The sequence below is a fragment of the Paenibacillus sp. CECT 9249 genome (assembly GCF_918697855.1).
In the GTDB taxonomy this organism is placed as follows: Bacteria; Bacillota; Bacilli; order Paenibacillales; family Paenibacillaceae; genus MSJ-34.
Genome location: NZ_CAKKLI010000041.1, coordinates 1 through 19,413, shown reverse-complemented (window position 1 = coordinate 19,413; position 19,413 = coordinate 1). Strand labels below are relative to the sequence as shown.

Here is a 19,413-nt window from a genome sequence, read left to right as displayed (position 1 = left end):
GAGGAGTGTCCAATGGACGTTATTTTTTGGATAGCCACGAATATTTTCGGAACGCCGGCAATCCTGCTCGGATTTATCGTTTTAGCGGGATTGGTTTTGCAAAAGAAGACGACCAGCCAGATTGTTAGCGGAACGTTCAAGGCGGTCATCGGATTTCTCATCATCGGGGCCGGCTCCGGCGTCATCGTCAATGCGCTGAACGTATTCGAACCGATGTGGAAAGAAGTATTTGGGCTCGAGGCCGAGTCTTTAGGGCAATTTCTCGGCCAAGACGCGTTTAACGCCAAATTCGGCAGCGCCGTTACGCTCGCCATGTTGGTCGGCTTTCTCATCAACGTGCTGCTTGCCCGCTTTACGAAATTCAAGTTTATTTATTTGACCGGCCACATGATGTTCTGGACGGCCACGATCTTTGCAGGAATCGTCGTTCATACGGCCGGGGACGTTTCCCTTTGGAAACTCGTTCTATTCCTTGCCATCATCCTCGGATTGTACTGGACGCTCCAGCCTGCTTTAACGCAGCCGTTTATGCGCAAAATTACCGGGAACGACAATATCGCACTCGGTCATACTTCCGCATCGGTCGCACTGCTCGCAGCGTTGCTTGGCAAATGGTTCGGCAACAAAAACAACGATTCCGAAAAAATCAAAGTGCCGAAAGGGCTTGAATTTCTCCGCGACTCCAACGTCATTACGGCGCTTAGCATGGGCGTATTGTTCCTGGTGGGCTCGATCGTCATCGTCATGAAAGGGACGCCCGGCGCCCAGCAATTGATCGCGCTGGCGGGAGATCAAAACTTCATTGTGTACTCCATCATTCAATCCTTGACGTTCGCCGGCGGCATCGCGATCGTGCTGATGGGCGTGCGGATGTTCATCGGGGAACTGGTACCGGCATTCAACGGGATCGCGACCAAAATCGTTCCCGGCGCGAAACCGGCTCTCGACTCCCCCGTCACGTATCCATATGCTCCGAACGCGGTCATCCTCGGCTTTATCGGAGCGTTCGCCGGCGCGTTGATTTGGCTCGTCGTACTCGGCAACACGGTGGCCTACATTTTCGTACCGACAATGATCGTGCTCTTCTTCCACGGGGCGACCGCCGGCGTATTCGGCAACGCTACCGGAGGGGTGCGCGGCGCATTGATGGGGGGATTCATAACGGCTACGGTCGTCGCTTGGGGACAGTTCGTCATGGTTCGCTTCCTCCTCTCGTCGACTGTGCCGGATACGGCGATGTGGGCCGCGGACTCCGATATGTTCATATTGGGACCGATCATTCGCTTCCTGGCGCAACTGCTGTTCTAATCGATCGTACGGCATGATTTCACATCAACGAATTGGAGGTACAACAGGATGAGTTTTATTCGAACTTTGGACGCAGATATTTCGAAAGATCAGTTGGGTTTCACTTATTCCCACGAGCATATCGTATGCCGGCCGGCCCACTGGGCGGAGCGCAACGAAGACGACATGCTGCTCGACGATCCGGAGAAATCCAAACTTGACGTGCTTGATTTCAAGCGGCACGGCGGACAGGCAATCGTGGACGCTACGGCCATCGATTACGGCCGCGATGTGCCGGCGGTCCATAACATCATGAAAGAAACCGGCGTCCGTATTGTAGGCACGGCCGGTTTCAACAAAAGTTTTCTGTGGGACGCCGCAGTGAAGGACGAACTCAAGCCGTTGATCGGCAATTATAAAACGTATTATGAATGGATCGAGGCGAAAAGCGTCAACGAGCTTGCCGAATTCGTCATCCGAGAAGTCGAGGAAGGCTTGGAAGGCACTCCGTTTAAAGCGGGACAAGTCAAGTTCGGCACGGGATACAACCGGATTACGCCGCTGGAGGAAAAAACGCTGCGTGCCGTCGCCCGCGCTCACCACGAAACGAAAGCGCCGATCCACTCCCATACCGAAGTGGGTACGATGGCATTGGAACAAATCGAGCTGCTGCGAAGCGAAAATATCGATTTAAGCTTCCTGAGTCTCGGCCATATGGACCGCAATCCGGATCCGTATTACCATGAACAGCTCGCGAAGACGGGCGCGTACCTTTCCTTCGACGGAATCGCCAAAATCAAGTACGCTCCCGAAAGCACACGCATTCATCTCATTCTCGAGCTCGTGCGGAAAGGATACGAGGATCAAATCTTGATCAGCGGGGACACGGCTCGCAAAACGTATTACAAGCATTACGAACACGGCCTCGGATTGGAATATATTATCGCCAAATGGGTTCCGCGTTTTATCGACGAGGCGAACCGGGCGGGATTCGACGGACAGAAGCTTGTAGAGAAATTTTTCGTGAAGAATCCTGCGAACTGTTTCGCTTTTAAACGGTAAAGGAGGCGCGGCAAATGATCTATCAAGACGAGAACGCCTTCGAAGTGGCAAGCAAAATCGAGCGGACCGCATGCGCCATCTTGCCGATTGGGGCGGTCGAGGCCCATGGCCCCCATCTCCCGCTCGGCACGGACAACGTTCTGGCCGAACGGCTCGCCCGGCGGCTGGCGGAACGGACGGACAGCTTCGTCCTCCCTACTCTTCCCTATGGACAAGTATGGAGCTTGCAGAACTTCCCCGGCAGCATCAACGTCTCTAACGACGCGCTTATTCAAATGTTGTACGACATCGGGGAAAGCCTCGACCGCCAAGGATTCCGCATCTTCGTCATGCTGAACGGCCATCTCGGCAACGCGGTCGCTCTTAAGGAGGCCGCCCGCTTGCTGTACCGGGATTGCCCGGATTTGAAAGTATACTATTTTTTCTATCCCGGTTCGAAGCAAGCGATCGAACAAGTAAGGGAAACGCCTTCTTCCCACGCCTCATACTTTCATGCATGCGAGCTTGAAACTTCCTACATGCTCTATTTGGCCGAAGAATACGTAGATATGTCCAAAGCGATCAGCGATCCGCCGAATATCGGGATCGAGGCCGACTGCACCCCGACTCCGTGGGAAGAGTTCACATCCACGGCCGTGCTCGGAGACGCGACGCTGGCCACGAAAGAAAAGGGCGAGCATATCGTCGAAGCGTCACTAAAGACGATGGCCGCCATCGTCAACGAAGCCAAAAAGCGGCTAACAACCGGCAAGGAGCTGTGATAGAAATGCTTCATACCTATTTTCAACATCTAAGACAAATGCTTGACCAAGTCGAGAACAGAGAGGCCGACGCAATTCGCCAAGCGGCCGGGAAGACGGCCGAAGCGATTATGAACGGCGGCGTCGTGCATCTGTTCGGATGCGGCCATTCCCATATCTTGACGGAAGAAGTATTTTATCGGGCAGGCGGATTGGTGCCGATCCATCCGATCTTCGTAGAGAAATTGATGCTGCACGAAGGCGCAGTCCGGTCCTCGGAACTGGAACGGCAGAACGGCCTGGCCGAAGAGTTCATGAACGGCCAGGATATTCGGCCTGGAGAGGTCATGTTCGTACTGTCCACTTCCGGGCGGAATCCGGTTCCGATCGACGCCGCCCTCATCGCCAAACAAAAAGGCGCATTCACGATCGGCATTACGTCGATGGAATATTCGCAAAGCCAGCCTTCCCGCCACGCAAGCGGCAAGCATCTGTACAATTCCGTCGACTTGGCGATTAACAATTACGCGGTCAAGGGAGACGCGGTGCTGACCCATCCGGGTTCGCCCGTTCCGTTCACGCCGACGTCGACGGTGATCGGAGCGGCGATTCTGAACGCCATCCTGGCCCAGGCGATCGAGATCATGATCGAACGGGACTTTCACCCTCCCGTCTTCCTGAGCGGCAACATCGACGGCGCCGACGACCACAACAACGCGCTCATCGAACGTTACCGGGAAAGAATCCCTCTTCTTTCCTGACAAGTTATAGAGATTGTTCGAAAAGCCCCCTTTTTGAACTCAAACAAACAGAGACAGTGTTACCGATAGGAGGAAATAAACCATGACGGCTAGACAACTTACGATACAGAACGAACAAGGATTTCATGTCCGCCCTGCGCAACTTTTCGTTGATAAAGCCAATGAATTTGCGTCCAAGATTCAAGTCAAAAACGAGAACGGAGACGCGGCGGACGCCAAAAGCATGCTGGAATTAATGACGCTCGGGCTGGTCAAAGGGTCGTCGATTACGATCGAAGCGGAAGGCCCGGATCAGCAGGAAGCGGTGGACAGCCTGGCGCAGCTCGTCGAAAGCAAGTTCGGTGAAGACTAATGGCGGAACGGCATATTCACGGCATCGGCGTATCGGACGGCATTCGTATCGCCAAAGCGTTCGTATTCGCCGATGCGGCGGAGCGGGCCGTCCGCGAAATCGTCGAACCCGGCGAGACGGAAGCGGAGCTTGCGCGGCTTAGCGAAGCGAAACAACGCAGCGAAGCGGATTTGGCCAAGCTGGCGGAGCAAGCGAAGCAAACGCTTGGCGAGAAGCAAGCCGGCATCCTCGTCGGTCAAGCGCGGATGCTGTCCGACCCGGCCTTCTATCCGCAAATTGAAAAGAAGGTTCGGGAACAAAACTTCAGTGCCGAACATGCGGTTCGCACCGTCTCGGAACATTTCGCCGAACGGTTCGAGCAGATGGACAACGAATATATGCGGGAACGGGCCGCCGACATCCGGGATGTAAGCAAAAGGCTGCTTACGCGTCTTGAAGGACGGGAACGGATCAGCCTTGCCGATTTGCGCGAAGAAGCAATCGTCATTGCCGACGATTTGGCGCCGTCCGATACGGTCCAACTCGACAAGCGCTACGTACAGGCGCTCGTCACCCGCCTCGGGGGCAAGACGTCGCATACGTCCATTCTGGCCCGGTCGCTCGGCATTGCAGCCGTAGTCGGCGCGGGAGACGAAGTGAGCGATATTGCGGGCGGCGAACTTCTGATCGTCGACGGCAGCCAAGGCCTCTGCATTCGCGCCCCAGAACCGGAAACGATTGAGGAATACCGCCGGCGCATGCAAAGCGAGCAGGAGGAACAGAAGTCGCTGGAGCAATTCCGTCTGTTGCCCGCCAAGACGAAGGATGGCGTCCGCATCGAGACGGCCGCCAATATCGGCACGCCGCAAGAAGCCGCGGCCGCGGCGGAGCATCATGCCGACGGCGTCGGATTGTACCGGACCGAGTTTCTGTATATGAACGCCAACCGGATGCCGGACGAAGACGAACAATTCGCCGCCTACCGGGAAGTCGCCGAGCGTATGGAAGGCCGTCCGGTCGTCGTTCGGACGCTCGATATCGGCGGGGACAAAGAGCTTCCTTACTTGGCTTTGCCGAAGGAAGCGAATCCTTTCCTCGGCTATCGCGCCATAAGAATCGGACTCGACCGCCGGGAGCTGCTGCTCGCCCAACTGCGGGCCATTCTGCGCTCCAGCCGCTACGGCAACGTCAAAATTATGTTTCCGATGATTTCGAGCCTGGAGGAATGGCGGCAGGCGAAAGCCGTTTACGACGAGGCAAGAGCGCAATTGGCGCAGGAGAATATACCGGTATCCGACTCCGTCGAGCTCGGCATCATGATTGAAATTCCTTCGGCCGCCCTTCTGGCCGACGCGTTCGCCAAAGAGGTCGACTTTTTCAGCATCGGTACGAACGACCTCGTTCAATATACGCTCGCGGTCGACCGGATGAACGAGAAGGTCGCGTATCTATACGATTATTTCCACCCCGCCGTTCTTCAGTTGATCCGGCGTGTCATCGAAGCCGCCCATCGCGAAGGCAAATGGGCCGGCATGTGCGGCGGCATGGCCGGCGACCCGCTCGCCGCCCCGCTCCTGCTCGGACTCGGACTCGACGAATGGAGCATGGACGCAGGCTCGATCGTCAAGATCAAGCGGACGCTCTCGCGGCTCGACAGCGGCGAATGCCGAGCGTTGGCCGACCGTTTGCTGCAAGAGGCGACGACGGAGGAAGTCCGGCGTCAATTGACGCAATATATGGAAACATTGCATTCCGATTAAATTCGTAAGGGCTGCCGCGAGTCGATCAGACGACTTGCAGGCAGCCCTAACTTTATTCATTTGCTACCGCAATGTACTCCGCAATTCGCCGCTTTGGACCAACTAAGCCAAATACCGTTCTCTCAATATATTCAAATGATGAAGCTCATGCCCGGCAATAATGTAAGCGAGGGCTCTGACGGTAAGCTCGCTATTGTTGGCAACTCCGGTTCGCAGCCACGCCTCCTCGGTCAATCCGCGAAGCAAAGTTAACGTCGAACGGCGAACCGCCGCATAATCTTCCGATAATTCGGCCGGACTTCGCAACGAGAAAGACGCGCCCTTCACATATTCATTCTCGTCGAAACCCGCAAGCGGCGTCCGGTCCCCTCTTGCAATCCGAAGCAGCCGGTAGGCCATAATGCGCTCCGTATCGGTCATATGACCGATCATCTCTTTCACACTCCATTTCCCCGGCGCATACCGGTGTTCCGCTTGCGTTGCCGAGAGAGAGGCGATCAAGCTTTCCGTCTCCCCCGCTTGCGCGGCCAACAACTCGATAATGTTGCCATCCGGCACGATTCGAACATAAGGCTCGAAATGCGCGCCGTACTCCCCTTCCAGCGGCCTTTCCATCATATTCATCTCCTCCTTTTCCATCCATTATAGCACACAGCAACATGACAAAAATGAAAGGTTCCGTAAGGAAGATCAATGGCTGCTTTTCATCGAAGCGACTATAGTTAATAGCATAGAAGTTATATGATGAAGGAGTGTGCGAATCGCCATGCTGGACGTTAGAAACGTATCCAAAGTATATGAAGGCAAAGTAGCTTATCAAGCGCTATCGAATTTGAATTTAACGGTGCAAAAAGGAGAGTTCGTCGGCGTCATGGGACCTTCCGGAAGCGGAAAGACGACGCTGCTCCATGTCGTCTCCACGATCGACAAGCCGTCCTCCGGCGAAGTCATGATCGACGGGAAGAATACGCACCAATTGAACAAACGGCAATTGGCGCTGTTTCGCCGCAGGGAGCTCGGTTTCGTGTTTCAAGATTTCAACCTGCTGCAGACGCTGACGGTGAAGGAGAATATCGTTTTCCCGCTTACGCTCGAGAACGTCAGCGTTCGGGAACAGGACGAACGGGTCAACCGGATCGCGGACAAGCTCGGGATCGCGGATATTTTGAACAAACGGACGTATGAAATATCGGGAGGGCAATGCCAGCGCACGGCGATTGCCAGAGCCATTATTCACGATCCGAAGCTGATTCTCGCGGACGAGCCGACCGGGAACCTCGATTCGAAGGCGGCGAAGGACGTGCTGGAGACGTTGGAGAAATTGAATAAGGATGACGGCGCGACGATGATGATGGTAACGCATGATTCCCAAGCGGCCAGTTACTGCGACCGCGTCATATTCATCAAGGACGGCTCGTTGTATCGGGAGCTGCGCCGGACGGACAGCCGTCAAATGTTTTTCCAGGAAATTATGGGCGTATTGTCTTCGATTGGGGGCACGGAAGATGAATTTTCGTCAATTCGCATTTAGAAACGTCTTTCGCAATAAACGGCTGTACGCCGGTTATTTCTTCAGCTGCGCCTTCTCGGTCATGATTTTCTTCGTCTATACGATGCTCGCGTTCCATCCGTATCTTTCGTTCGACGGTACGGGCAGTTACGGAAGAGGCGCACAAGCGGGCATGGACGCTTCGCAATATATCATTTACGTATTTACGTTTTTCTTTATTTTGTATTCGATGAGCGTCTTTCTGAAATCGCGCAAGAAGGAATTCGGCATTGTAATCATGCAAGGGATGTCCGATTATCAATTACGGAAGCTCGTCTTTCTGGAAAATGTCATTATCGGGCTGGCCGCAACCGTATCGGGCATCGCCGTCGGGCTGCTGTTGTCGAAAGGCATGCTGATGCTCGGGTCTTCCATCCTGTCGTTGGAGGAGCCGCTGGCGTTCTATTGGCCGCTCAAAGCCGCTTGGCTTACATTCGCGGCGTTTGCGCTGCTGTTCATTTTCATTTCGATGTTTACGGCCATCATATTGCGCAGCAGTTCGCTGATCGATCTGCTGAAAGGATCGGCGAAACCGAAGCCTGAGCCGAAGGCTTCCACCGGACTTGCCATTCTGGCGGCTGTGCTCATAGCGATCGGATACGCCATCGCATTCATAGTGAAAGGAATACTCGTTCTGCTGGCGCTGCTGCCCGTCGTCGCGCTCGTCAGCGCAGGAACCTACCTCCTGTTCACGCAATTAAGCGTCTATATGATCCATAAGCTGAAAAAGAAACAATCGTTATACCGCAGCAAAACGAATATGATCACCTTGTCGGATCTGGCTTACCGGATGAAAGACAATGCCCGCATGTTCTTCCTGGTCGCCATCATCTCGACCGTCGCTTTCTGCGCGATCGGCACCCTAGTCGGAATGAAGTCGATGTTTACCGGAACGATTATCGGATCGACCGCGCCGATGAAATACGAATCCTATGCCGGGAACGAGCAGCAAGAACGGCATACCGCGCGGATCGAGCAAGCCCTTGCGGATGCCGGATTCGAATACGAGCCGATCGTTGTGAAGAAAAAGGCCGTCATCGATACCGCCACGAAGAAGCGGTACAGCTTCATATCGGCGGACGATTACAAGCGATTGACGAAGGAGAACATTTCGGTGGGCAGCGGGGAAGCGTTCCTGTTCTATCCCGACGATATGGGATTCGGAAATGCGGCCGCCGAGCAAGTACAACAAATTTCGGTCAAGGAAGGCCGCTCGCTCGCCGTGGCCAAACGCGAGGTGAAACCGCCGTCGCTGCTGCAAATCGATTATGCGGAAACCGCCGTCGTTTCTGCGGAAGTATTCGGGGCATTGCCGGATTCGGAGCAAGACTCCACTTCATATATCTACGATATAGGGGAATGGCGGCAAACGCTATCTGTCTCGAAGCAGCTGCAACAAGAATTGGGGGGTGGCGGCGAACATTACAGTTTCTCCGCGCGGGCGTATAATTTGAACGATACCAATCAAACGTTCGGACAAATTTTCCTGGCCGGACTATTCATCGGCGCCGTTTTCTTCGTCGCTGCCGGGAGCTTCTTGTACTTCCGCCTCTATGCGGATTTGGACAGCGACCGGATCCAGTACCGCGCCATCAGCAAGCTGGGGTTGACGGAAGCCGAGCTGTCGAAGATCGTATCGACGCAAATCGGGTTATTGTTCTTCGTGCCGATTATCGTGGCCGTCGTCCACGGAGCGGTCGCACTGAACACGCTGCAAAATACGTTCGGCGCGAACTTGATGCTGGAATCGGCGATCGTGCTCGGATCTTTCGCGCTCATTCAAGTCGTTTACTTCCTGTTCATCCGCGCCAATTATATTACAAAGTTGAAAAAAGTACTATAGGAGTCAATTTTATAATAGCTGCGCGGCTGACGGCCCATCGGGAGAGCTAACGAAACGTTAACACGCTAATGCCTGCTAAAACACCTTGTCGCCGGCGCAACGAAACTGAAACACGTTAATGAGGGGAAAAAGGCGGTAAAGCAGCCCATTCCCGAGGAATAACGGTACCTGCTTTCGTCAGGATTGGAACGTCGTCATTTTGAGCCGAGTAAGGATTATTCGTTTCGTTGGCGCCCAACAAAAAGCGCAGGTCCGCGCGGATCGCCTTCGAAATAGGGAGGTCCCCTCCGATATGCGCAATAAAGCCAGTTGCATCAACGGTGGCGAATGATGAAATTGACTCATAGCAGAACAATAATCAACTTGAAGGAGCGGCCGAATCGATCGGCCGCTCCTTCCGTATTGCAACCCGCAATTACAGAGCCAACTCCGCAATGCGCCGGTTGGCATCGCCCCGGTACAGCCCCCCGTGATAACAGATGACGTTCTCGATCTCGAAGCGGGCTAGTCTGCGCAGCGATTCGAGCGCCTCTTCCATATCAAGCGTGGTAGCCGGGTTGGGCCCGAGCAATTGTCCGTTCTCTACGGTCAACGCGTCCGCGGCGATCAACGTCTTGCTTCGCATATGATACAGGCTCGTATGCCCCGGCGTATGGCCGGGCGTGCCGATGACGGCGATGCCGCCGCAAAACGGCAAATGTTCCCCGTCGCCGATCGCGCGATCGACGCCGGCTTTCGGCGGATTCGTCAGCACCGCCCGAAATGCGCTGCGCATTTGCTCCGGCACCGAGGCCGGCAACGCCGCGACGGCTTTCTCGATCGCCTCCTCGGATATTTTGAGCAGTTTCCGCTCGCCTTCGATGAACGGCTTTTCCGCCGAAGAGGCCAATACTTCGATCCGTTGCTTCGCATCTTGCAGGATGACGGGAAGCGAACCGATATGATCCAAATCTTGATGCGTCACAATAATATGGCTGAGCTTCTCCAACGGAACGTTCGCTTTTAGAATCGCATCGCGAATAAGCGGCCATTGACCCGGGTAACCGGTATCGACCAGAACGGCCGAACGATCGTCCCATAGGAACGCAGGATGAATAACATCTTCTTTTCCCATCACGATCGCCGCAATTTCCAGCATAACCAATCCATCGGCTACTTTCATACGATCATCCTCCCTTAGTCGCATCGTTTTTTTACAGAACAATATACTACTGGAGTTTCCGCAGAAAGTAAATGGTAAAATTTTATATTATACCGCAAAAATTTTTATTTGTCAATATAAAAATTATTAAACACTCGAATGCGGCCGATTCCGTTAACGTCCGACCGTTAGGCGGCCAAAGGCAATTCAATATAGAATGTATAGCTCCCGTCTCGATGTTCGAGCCAGATGCGACCGTGATGCAGTTCCACAATCTGTTTGGCGATCGAAAGGCCCAACCCTGAACCGGAAGGAGAACGATTGTCTTTCCGCGACGGTTCGCCTTTATAGAAGCGATCGAACAGCCTGGCCTCCGCTTCCTTATCGATCGGCGCACCGGCATTCTCGATCGCCAGCAAAGCCCGTCCCCGTTCGGCGCGAAGCCGTACCTTCACCTCTCCCGGTTTGGTCGAGAACTTCAAAGCATTCATCAACAAGTTATCGACGGCCCTCGCCATCTTCTCCGGATCCATGACTACCGCGATGTCGTCGGCATCCCAAACCGTCGCGACGGTTAGCCCTTGTTCCTCGGCAATCGGCTCGAATTCGTACAACATTTGCTTCAGCAAATGTTTCAAATCGACTTCCCGCATCGACAACCCGACATCCCTGTTGTTCAACCGGGTATATTCGAACAAATCGTCGATCAGATGTTTCAACTGCTGCGTTTTCTGAACCGCGTTGTCGACGAAGCGGTTGTACTCCTCTCGATTTTGAAACGTTTCGTTTTGAATCAGATTCAAATAGCCGATCACGCTCGTCAGCGGCGTTCGCAAGTCATGTGACAATCCCGTAATCAACTCGAGCTTGGACCGCTCCGCCTGCCTTTCCCGCTCCATATGCCGCTCGATTTGCGCCGCCATATGATTAATGCATTGCGCCATATTACCAAGCTCGTCTTGCCTCGATATAGGAACCCGATAACGCAGATCGCCTTCCGCGATCAGCATGAGGCCGTCCGCCAAGAGCCGCGTATAGGCAACGATCTTGCGGGTGAATAACATAAAAAAGAACAGAAAGGAAGCGACAAAGACGATCAGAGGCACAAAAAAGAGCCGAGCGGCAATCGGGGTTTGATTCAGGATACTGGCGACGACGGCCATCAGCAGCAAAGCGAGCGTAAAGCTAAACGCAATCGACCATAAAATTTGCCCGCGCAAGCTTCTTCTCGCGCCGATCCAATGGAATATATTATTTTTCAATTTTATATCCCACTCCCCACACCGTTTTAATATATTGAGGTTCTTTCGGATTCGCTTCGATCTTCTCGCGGATATTTCTAATGTGCGCCATGACCGTATTTTCCGAATAATAAATCGATGGGTCTTTCCATACGCTCCGATAAATTTTATCCGTATTGAAAACATGGCCCCGATGCGACGCCAATAGCTCCAGGATGGCAAATTCGGTCGGCGTCAACGACACTTCCTTGCCGCCCGCGGCGACGAAATGACGGCTTCGGTCGATCGTCAAGTCGCCGATGCGTATAACGGAAGCGTCGCTTTCCATCTCCGAGTTGAAATGCTGCCTTCGAAACTGGGCTTTCACTCTGGCGGCCAGCTCCAGCGGGTTGAACGGTTTCGTGACATAATCGTCGGCCCCCGTCGATAGCCCCATAATTTTATCCAAGTCTTCGCCTTTGGCCGACAGCATAATAATCGGGATGTTCGATTCCTCTCTTATTTTCAGGCAAGCTTGTATTCCGTCCATACGCGGCATCATAATATCCAAGATCATCAAGTCGATCTTTTCCCGCCTGAGCAGTTCCAGCGCTTGAATCCCGTCTTCCGCTTCCAGCACGCGGTAGCCCTCGTTACGCAAATAGATATGGACAACATCCCGAATTTCCGCTTCATCGTCGACGATTAATATGTTTTTGGTCAAACGGCATCGCTCCCGTGCGTTGATTTAGGTATATCCTCGATTTCCCCCTTATGAATTTTTCCTGAAGGCGGCGAATTCGGCGACGGAATGTTACTTTAGAAACATTTTGATCTTTTTAAGCCCGTTTGTCACATGAGGATAGCGAAAGGGGACATCGAATTTCGTCGTATATCGAACGATGCTTTTATAGTGGGTGAACGCGTTGAATCCGGCTTTGCCGTGATAAGCGCCGATTCCGCTCTCCCCGACGCCTCCGAACGGCAAATACGGGGAGCCGACATGCATAACCGTGTCGTTGACGCATCCGCCCCCAAAGGACACTTCCCGCAAGATTCGTTTCTGCACTTGCTTCGATTCGGAGAATATATAAAGAGCCAGCGGCTTTGGGCGCGCATTGATCGTAGGAATGATATCGGATAAATCGTCGTATTCGAGCACCGGCAAGATCGGGCCGAATATTTCGTCTTGCATGACCGGGTCGTCCCAAGCGACCCTATCCAACAATGTCGGTTCGATCGCCAGTTTCGCCCGATCTATCCCGCCTCCGAACCGGACTTTGGCCGGATCGATCAAAGAAACGAGCCTGTCGAAATGTTTGGCGTTGACGATGCGGACATAATGCTCCGCTTGCAACGGATCGGCGCCGAACATTTCCGCGATCGCTTCTTGCAACCGCGCAAGGAACGGCTCCTTCGCCTCTTGATGAACGTAAAGATAATCCGGCGCTACACAGGTTTGCCCGGCATTGATCAGCTTGCCCCATGCGATTCGTTTGGCCGCCAGCTTCAAATCGGCGTCCCGATGGACGATGCACGGGCTTTTGCCTCCAAGCTCCAACGTAACCGGCGTCAAATGTTTGGCCGCTTCCTGCATGACGGCCCGGCCGATCGTCACGCTGCCCGTAAAGAAGATATAGTCGAACTTCTCCCGCAACAGCGCCTGACTCGTCTCGACTCCGCCTTGGACTACGCTTATATATTCGGGCGGATAAATCTCCCGGACGATGTCGGCGATGATGCCGGACGTGGCTGGGGACCATTCCGAAGGCTTCAAGACGGCGCAATTCCCTGCAGAGATCGCGGCGATTAAGGGCGCAATCAGCAATTGAAACGGATAGTTCCATGGCGAGATCAGCAGGGCGACGCCGTACGGCTCGGGGTACATCTTGCTCGTCGAGCCGAAATGCGTGAGCGGCGTCTTCACCCGCTTCGGCTTCGCCCAAGAGGCGGCATGTTTGATCGCATGGCGAATTTCATGCAAGACGATGCCGATTTCCGTTGAATACGATTCGAACGGCGATTTGTTCAAATCGGATTTCAACGCGTTCATAATCTCTCTCTCGTATTGGTTGACGCCCGCCTGCAGTTTTTTCAACGCTTCAAGGCGGTAAGACAACGCTTTCGTTTGATGGGTTTGAAAAAACTCCCTTTGCTTGGCGACGAGATGCGCATAGTTTTCCATAACCGAATTTCCCTCCGTTCACCGACGATTGGGCTTACATCAAAATTATATGCCATCGGCATCCGAATTTAAAGCAGTTCCAACTGCTTGGCGCGCTGGACGGCCAAGATCCGATTGTCGACATGCAGTTTCCTGTATAAATTGTTAATATGCGTCTTGACGGTTGATAAGGATACTTGCAGCCGGGAGGCAATCTCCTGATTCGTAAGTCCCGCATGGATAAGTTGTAACACGTTCGTCTCTTGCGCGGTAAGCGAATCGAAATGGTGTTCCTTCATTTCCGCAAGTTCGGTTAGCAGCCGGCTGTTGTAAATCGAACGAAGCAACCTTTTTACATAACTCAACGAGACGTTGCGGTTGCCGCGGCGATGATTGCTTTGGCGGGATTTCAAATAGGAGGCGAGCAATTTGCGAAGCGGCTTGCCCTCATCGACGAACGACCGGATATAACCTTCAGGCTCTGCCAACGCCAGCGCTCGCTCCAGCATATGCAAGCTTTGTGCCGCGGCGGAAATCGTTCCTCGGCCGGGCGGCCTTGCAGCTACCGGCGTTTCGGATCGAAGCGTGACGCTGTCTTGAGATGCCGTAGACGGAGCGACGGAATATATCGTGTACAGGAACGGATTTGACAACAAGGAATTCCGTGTGGGAGGAACGTCCTATACCGATCCGGAACTTGCTCCCAATACACCGTATGATTATACGGTCATTGCGCTTCGCAACGATTTCGAATCGGAAATTTCCGAACAGATTAACGTGACTACAAAAAGACGGGAATGAGGCAGCAGCGCAAACAACAAGATCCCCTTTGCATTGACAGAGGGGATCTCCTGTTACTGTTGCTATGGTTGAAATCCATGATGTAAAAAATACAACATTTCGCTATCTTATTCGTCTGCAAAGATAACTTTGTTGTACAATGTACAACATTCTCCGGGTATAACAGCGCATTCTGTCCTTTCATCTACGATTATGTTGCATAATGTGCAACATAAAGGCTCAAAACCGCCTAGCCCCTCCTCAAATGTTGTATTTTTTACAACGTAAGCAACCATCATGACGGTTTACAACCCCATGCCGTAACCTTTGCGTATCGCTTCGTCCCGGCTTTCGACTTGAAGCTTGCCGTAAATACGGTTAATATGCGATCTGACCGTCCCGTAGCCGATTCCGAGCTTTTCCGCGATCTCCTTATTCGTTAATCCTTGCACGATCAACCGGAATACTTCCTGTTCCTTCTTGGTAAGAAGCAGGGCGAACGGGCTCGGCGAATCTTCCTTGCCCCCCGCGTTCCCCAAGCATGCGAGCAAGCGGCGAATATTGGTCGCCGGCGGCGATTCGGCATCGCGCGGCAGCGAGAGGGATTCGTTAAGCATCGCCAGCATCTCGGCCATCGGCCGTCCTTCGTCGACATATAGGCGGACGAAATCCGTCCCTGTAATATGCAGCGTACGTTTCACGATGTTTAAAGCCGCCTCGGTCTCTCCCATCTTAGACAAGATAAGCGATTGCAGTACGTGAATTTCATCCCGATGATAGTTCCGTCCGGCCTGCACCGCGACGGCAAGCAATCGTTCCGCAAGTTCCCGCGCCTCCGCCAGGCGATCTTGAGCCAGCAGAATCCGCGCTAGAAACTGATACTCGTATAATTGCTGCGCCGTGAAGCTGTCGGCGGCCGAAATCCGGTACAGGCCGATCCACGTTTCCGCCGGCTCCAAGTCGCCGGCGTCCAGAGCGAGCCGGGCCAATTCCGCGTCGCAATAGATCAGGGCGGACGGGATGCCTAAACGAATGACACTCGTCTTCGCCTCCCGCAGCATGTCCTCCGCCTCGCTGCGCAGACCTTGCGCTTTGCGAATCCGGGACAACAGAAGCCAAGCGGGAACCAATGCTTCCGATGCGAGCGGGTTGTTGAAATCGGTGGATTCGATCGCCCGCCGGGCATACGATTCGGACGCCTCCAACTCGTTAAGCTCATACATGTGCTCGCTGACGGATACGAGCGCCGATCCGGCCAGTCCAAAATCTTCTACCGTTTCGATCAACTGATTCAAAAACGGAATGACGATATCCATGCTTGGGTAGCCTTCATGGCTGCTGGCATGCTCCTTGACGATCGAATGCTTCGCGCGGACGACCGACTGGGCGAATACCAATTTCGTCCCCGTTGGCTTATAGAGTCTGGACTGCTTCATATTATGAATGACAAGATTCATATCGTCCAAAGCTTGCGATGCGTAAAACGCCCGTACAAAATAAAGGCTTCCCAGAAAGTCGTTCTTCTCCTCCTCCGTCCACTCCCCGCCGGAAGCTTCAAACCTCTCTTCCGCCCGGAGCAGCATTCTTTCCACCAACGAATATTTACGGTCGCCGAACAGCAAAGTAAGCGCTTTGGAAAAATAAAGGGACGGAGATTGCAAAAGCAAAGATTCCGGCACTTCGGACAGTCTCATATACAAGGAAGTCCAATTCATTCGGATCATTGTGGCGGTCATTTCCTCGAGCAATCGAACGGCGCGGTTATAGTGCTTGCCGGATAAATAATAATCCAGCGCCTCCTCGTGCAAGCCTTCGTCTTCGCACCACGCTCCCGCCGCCGCGTACAATGCCGGCAGCCGTTCCGGATCCGCTCTCTGCAAGCGGCGAAATGCGAATTCGGAAAACAAATGATGGAAGCGGTACCAAATCTTTCGTTCGTCAAGCGGTATGACAAACAGCTGCATATGCTCTAAATCATCCAGTATCGACTGGCTGTCCCGGCATCCGGTTACCGCCTTGCATAAGGCGGCGTTCATTCGTTGCAAGACGGAACATTCCATAATAAAAAATTGCAGCCGTTCGTCCATCCCATGAAATACTTCTTCCAGCAAATATTGCTCCAAAACATGATAATCGCCGCTAAAATTGCGAATCAACGCTGCCGGATCATGCGAATCGCGCACAGACATCGCCGCCAATTTCATTGCCGTAACCCAGCCTTCCGTCCGCTTAACCAATTCCTCCGCATCTTGGGCGGACAATTCGAGCTTCATGCAATGCCGATAGAAATCGGCTCCCTCCGTCTCGGTGAAACGCAAATCGCGCGCATCCAAACGAACCATCATATCCCGGCTATGAAGCTTGGCTGCGGGAAACGGAGGCTCCGTTCTGCCTGCCAGCACAAGTTGGACATGCCGGGGCAAATGCTCGATAAAATAGGAAAACGACAAGACGACATTCGAATCGGTAACGACGTGAAAGTCGTCCAAAAAGAGGACAATCGGCCCTTCCAAACGCTGCAATTCGTTGAGCAGCATGGCAATGCCGGGTTCCGGCTTGGACGGTTCCAGCAAGGTAAGAACGGCATTCGTTCTTGCCATGAAGCCGGGGCTTATCGTATCGATCGCCGCGATCATATAGAGCCAAAACATCGTCAAGTCGTTATCGCCTTGATCAAGCGAAACCCAACCCGGCCGGGCGTCCAAGGTGCCCGCCAATTCGGCAAGCAAGGTCGACTTGCCGAATCCGGCCGGAGCGGAAATATAAATAAGGGCTGCATTGCGCGCTTGCCGCAGACGGCTAATGAGCCTCGGTCGGGCGAGCGTATCGGCGATCGTCCGGGGGATATGCAGCTTTGTCGTTAGTACCGGATAGGGCAGGAGCGGTTTCGTATCGTCGGCAAGCTGTGTCACTTAAAGTCCACCTCTGTTATTTTCTTTTTGCGGTCCATAATATCTTATTAAATTTCGTCTAGCGTTTAAAACCTTCCATAAACAAAGAGATCACTTTCATCGTGTCGTCCAAAGCGTGCCGTTGCTCCGGATGATGCGCGATCCAAAGCGCCGATTCGTTCAGGGCGCCGGAAATAAAATGCGTCATCGCTTCAATCGTTACCGGTTTAAAGCATCCTTGCCGCTGCATAAACTGCAATTGTTCATGCAACAGCCGCATCGAATTTTGCTCGTCCGTCATGCGCCACATTTCCCATCCCAATACGGCGGGACCGTCCAGTAACAATATCCGCTTATTTCGGGGCTCGACAGCGGCGGCGACGAACGCGCGGCAGCCCAGCAGCAGCTGTTGCCACAGGTCCTCGCTTGCGGCCGCTTCCGTTTCGATCCGCTCGGCAATTTCCTTTTGCACGGATTCGAATACGACGCGGAACAATCCCTTCTTGTTTCCGAAATGGTGGTAAAGCGCCCCGCGCGTCATTTCGGCCTCATTGACGATATCCTCCAGAGCCGTATCCGCATAACCGCGTTCCGTGAAATGCGTCCTCCCCACTTCGATCAGTTTACGTATCGTTTCATTCGTTTCTTCCTGGTTTCTTCTCATAAATGGATTTTTCTCCCGCTACATACTCTGTAATTATCTTGCCACTCTACTGTCATTTTTTCAACAGTTCCAAATTGTCCGCCAACTTTCAGACATAGAAGGGCGGATCATCTGCTAGCGGTTCCAGCAATGACAAATTGATTTCGGAATCGCCTTCCTAGAAGTCCGCGGTTCGACCCCGAAATAATGCTTCAAAGCTGTCGCGTTGCTCATTGATTGCCGTCCTCGTCGTTTGACCAGACAGCTTCTATATATTGCGCGCTTTCCGATTCCGACGGAGGGATGATCTTGATCACATCGATCAACACGCCGTTCGGGTCCGAAGTGATGAAATGCCGTTGGCCGAACTCTTCATCCCGAAGATCGAGCTGCAGCGGCAAACGCCGATCCACGATCAGTCTGCGATATTCCGCATCGACATCCTCCACTTCAAAATTCAGAATCAACCCTTGCGCTTTTTGACGGTAAGCGGCCGGTACGGTATGATGCGTCGCGTCCAAAATAGCCAATTCGTAAGGAATTTCGCCTTGCGCCAATTTCATGCTTACGTACCAATCGGCTTCGTATACCGCCTCAAAGCCGAAATGTTCTTTGTAAAACGCGGCGCTCAATGCGACCTTTTCCGTCAAAATGACCGGATAAAAGCTGTTTGTTCTCATAGAAAATCTCTCCTTTTCGATTGTTGATCCTATGTTAACATACATACTGTTTGTATGTAAATAGATTTATCGGTTGCTCAAAATGGCCGCTTGAGATCAACTTCATTTCCGACGAAGGTTGGCAAGCTGCGCGGATGCGAGGCGGGATCGCTTCTCTTCGCAGGTATCCGTTCAGTCCGCCTTTGGTCGAAATCCCGCTTGTTCAGGAGCAATGGCGTTGCATTAATTTTAAACCGGGTTGGGATGATGACTCAGGATTGGGATCACAAAATATAGCCGAAATATCATACTAAACGAGCGGCGCATGAGTTCAGTCCGTCGATTATGTTCGAAATTTCATACTCAAATCACGATTTGGGCCCTGATCCTGCAAAGGTGAGACGAAATATCATACTAAACGAGCGGCGCATGCATTGAATCCTTCCGTTATGTTCGAAATTTCATACAAATCCCCCATGGCCTGACGACCATCGCCATAAATGAAAATAGAGTTGCAAACTGTATCCGTTTTTGGGGTAATTAATATGGGCAGATCATAGGTCGAAAGCTTTTTGGTGTATC

General features: G+C 53.0%; 18 protein-coding genes. 9 read left to right on the top strand and 9 right to left on the bottom strand.

The features are described 5' to 3' along the window. The first annotated feature begins 12 nt into the window (after positions 1–12). The 6 genes from LQ229_RS21185 (at position 13) to ptsP (ending at position 5,941) form a co-directional block, all read left to right on the top strand. Positions 13–1,308: a PTS ascorbate transporter subunit IIC gene (locus tag LQ229_RS21185; protein WP_230192845.1), complete on the top strand. Its 1,296-nt coding sequence runs from the start codon at positions 13–15 to the stop codon at positions 1,306–1,308. 48 nt (positions 1,309–1,356) lie between these two features. Next, the gene (locus LQ229_RS21180; protein ID WP_216540663.1) at positions 1,357–2,349 is read left to right on the top strand and encodes a phosphotriesterase; all 993 of its coding nucleotides are present in this window, start codon (positions 1,357–1,359) and stop codon (positions 2,347–2,349) included. 14 nt (positions 2,350–2,363) lie between these two features. After that, positions 2,364–3,110: a creatininase family protein gene (locus LQ229_RS21175; protein WP_216540664.1), complete on the top strand. Its 747-nt coding sequence runs from the start codon at positions 2,364–2,366 to the stop codon at positions 3,108–3,110. Positions 3,111–3,115: 5 nt separating this feature from the next. Then, positions 3,116–3,850: an SIS domain-containing protein gene (locus LQ229_RS21170; protein WP_216540665.1), complete on the top strand. Its 735-nt coding sequence runs from the start codon at positions 3,116–3,118 to the stop codon at positions 3,848–3,850. Positions 3,851–3,932: 82 nt separating this feature from the next. Then, complete coding sequence (locus LQ229_RS21165; RefSeq protein ID WP_216540666.1) at positions 3,933–4,202, top strand: HPr family phosphocarrier protein; 270 nt, start codon at positions 3,933–3,935, stop codon at positions 4,200–4,202. Continuing rightward, positions 4,202–5,941, top strand: a complete 1,740-nt coding sequence (gene ptsP, locus LQ229_RS21160; protein ID WP_216540667.1) for a phosphoenolpyruvate--protein phosphotransferase — start codon at positions 4,202–4,204, stop codon at positions 5,939–5,941. The genes LQ229_RS21165 and ptsP overlap by 1 nt, the downstream gene beginning before the upstream one ends. A 102-nt stretch (positions 5,942–6,043) precedes the next feature. Here the strand turns inward: ptsP and LQ229_RS21155 are convergent, their stop codons facing one another. Then, the gene (locus LQ229_RS21155) at positions 6,044–6,559 is read right to left on the bottom strand and encodes a DinB family protein (RefSeq protein WP_216540668.1); all 516 of its coding nucleotides are present in this window, start codon (positions 6,557–6,559) and stop codon (positions 6,044–6,046) included. A 148-nt stretch (positions 6,560–6,707) separates the two neighbouring features. On the opposite strand from LQ229_RS21155, the gene LQ229_RS21150 reads away from it, so the two are divergent. Both LQ229_RS21150 and LQ229_RS21145 read left to right on the top strand, forming a co-directional pair. Further along, entirely contained in the window at positions 6,708–7,472 is a 765-nt protein-coding gene (locus tag LQ229_RS21150) for an ABC transporter ATP-binding protein (RefSeq protein WP_216541172.1), read from the top strand. Beyond that, positions 7,447–9,333 carry an ABC transporter permease gene (locus LQ229_RS21145; RefSeq protein ID WP_216541173.1) on the top strand — a complete coding sequence of 629 codons (1,887 nt, stop codon included), beginning with the start codon at positions 7,447–7,449 and terminating at the stop codon, positions 9,331–9,333. The genes LQ229_RS21150 and LQ229_RS21145 overlap by 26 nt, the downstream gene beginning before the upstream one ends. Positions 9,334–9,748: 415 nt before the next feature. On the opposite strand, the gene LQ229_RS21140 is transcribed toward LQ229_RS21145, so the two are convergent. The 5 genes from LQ229_RS21140 to LQ229_RS21120 all read right to left on the bottom strand — a co-directional run bounded on the left by LQ229_RS21140 (position 9,749) and on the right by LQ229_RS21120 (position 14,511). Next, positions 9,749–10,495 (bottom strand): MBL fold metallo-hydrolase, encoded by a 747-nt coding sequence (locus LQ229_RS21140; protein WP_216541174.1) that lies wholly within the window; start codon positions 10,493–10,495, stop codon positions 9,749–9,751. 167 nt (positions 10,496–10,662) lie between these two features. Beyond that, the gene (locus tag LQ229_RS21135) at positions 10,663–11,736 is read right to left on the bottom strand and encodes a HAMP domain-containing sensor histidine kinase (protein ID WP_216541175.1); all 1,074 of its coding nucleotides are present in this window, start codon (positions 11,734–11,736) and stop codon (positions 10,663–10,665) included. Beyond that, positions 11,726–12,418 carry a response regulator transcription factor gene (locus tag LQ229_RS21130; protein WP_216541176.1) on the bottom strand — a complete coding sequence of 231 codons (693 nt, stop codon included), beginning with the start codon at positions 12,416–12,418 and terminating at the stop codon, positions 11,726–11,728. Before LQ229_RS21130 ends, LQ229_RS21135 begins: the two co-directional genes overlap by 11 nt. Positions 12,419–12,508: 90 nt before the next feature. Next, on the bottom strand, positions 12,509–13,879 hold the full coding sequence (locus LQ229_RS21125; RefSeq protein WP_230192844.1) for an aldehyde dehydrogenase: 1,371 nt from the start codon (positions 13,877–13,879) through the stop codon (positions 12,509–12,511). Between the two features lie 68 nt (positions 13,880–13,947). Then, entirely contained in the window at positions 13,948–14,511 is a 564-nt protein-coding gene (locus tag LQ229_RS21120; RefSeq protein ID WP_230192843.1) for a LuxR C-terminal-related transcriptional regulator, read from the bottom strand. Between the two features lie 13 nt (positions 14,512–14,524). On the opposite strand from LQ229_RS21120, the gene LQ229_RS21115 reads away from it, so the two are divergent. Then, positions 14,525–14,659, top strand: a complete 135-nt coding sequence (locus LQ229_RS21115; protein WP_230192842.1) for a fibronectin type III domain-containing protein — start codon at positions 14,525–14,527, stop codon at positions 14,657–14,659. A gap of 284 nt (positions 14,660–14,943) precedes the next feature. On the opposite strand, the gene LQ229_RS27170 is transcribed toward LQ229_RS21115, so the two are convergent. The 3 genes from LQ229_RS27170 to LQ229_RS21095 all read right to left on the bottom strand — a co-directional run bounded on the left by LQ229_RS27170 (position 14,944) and on the right by LQ229_RS21095 (position 18,852). Then, positions 14,944–17,550: a LuxR C-terminal-related transcriptional regulator gene (locus LQ229_RS27170; RefSeq protein WP_290370062.1), complete on the bottom strand. Its 2,607-nt coding sequence runs from the start codon at positions 17,548–17,550 to the stop codon at positions 14,944–14,946. A 58-nt stretch (positions 17,551–17,608) separates the two neighbouring features. Next, positions 17,609–18,193, bottom strand: coding sequence for a TetR/AcrR family transcriptional regulator (locus LQ229_RS21100; protein ID WP_230192841.1), 585 nt, complete (start codon positions 18,191–18,193; stop codon positions 17,609–17,611). A 209-nt stretch (positions 18,194–18,402) separates the two neighbouring features. Further along, positions 18,403–18,852: a VOC family protein gene (locus tag LQ229_RS21095; protein ID WP_216541182.1), complete on the bottom strand. Its 450-nt coding sequence runs from the start codon at positions 18,850–18,852 to the stop codon at positions 18,403–18,405. Between the last annotated feature and the right edge of the window lie 561 nt (positions 18,853–19,413).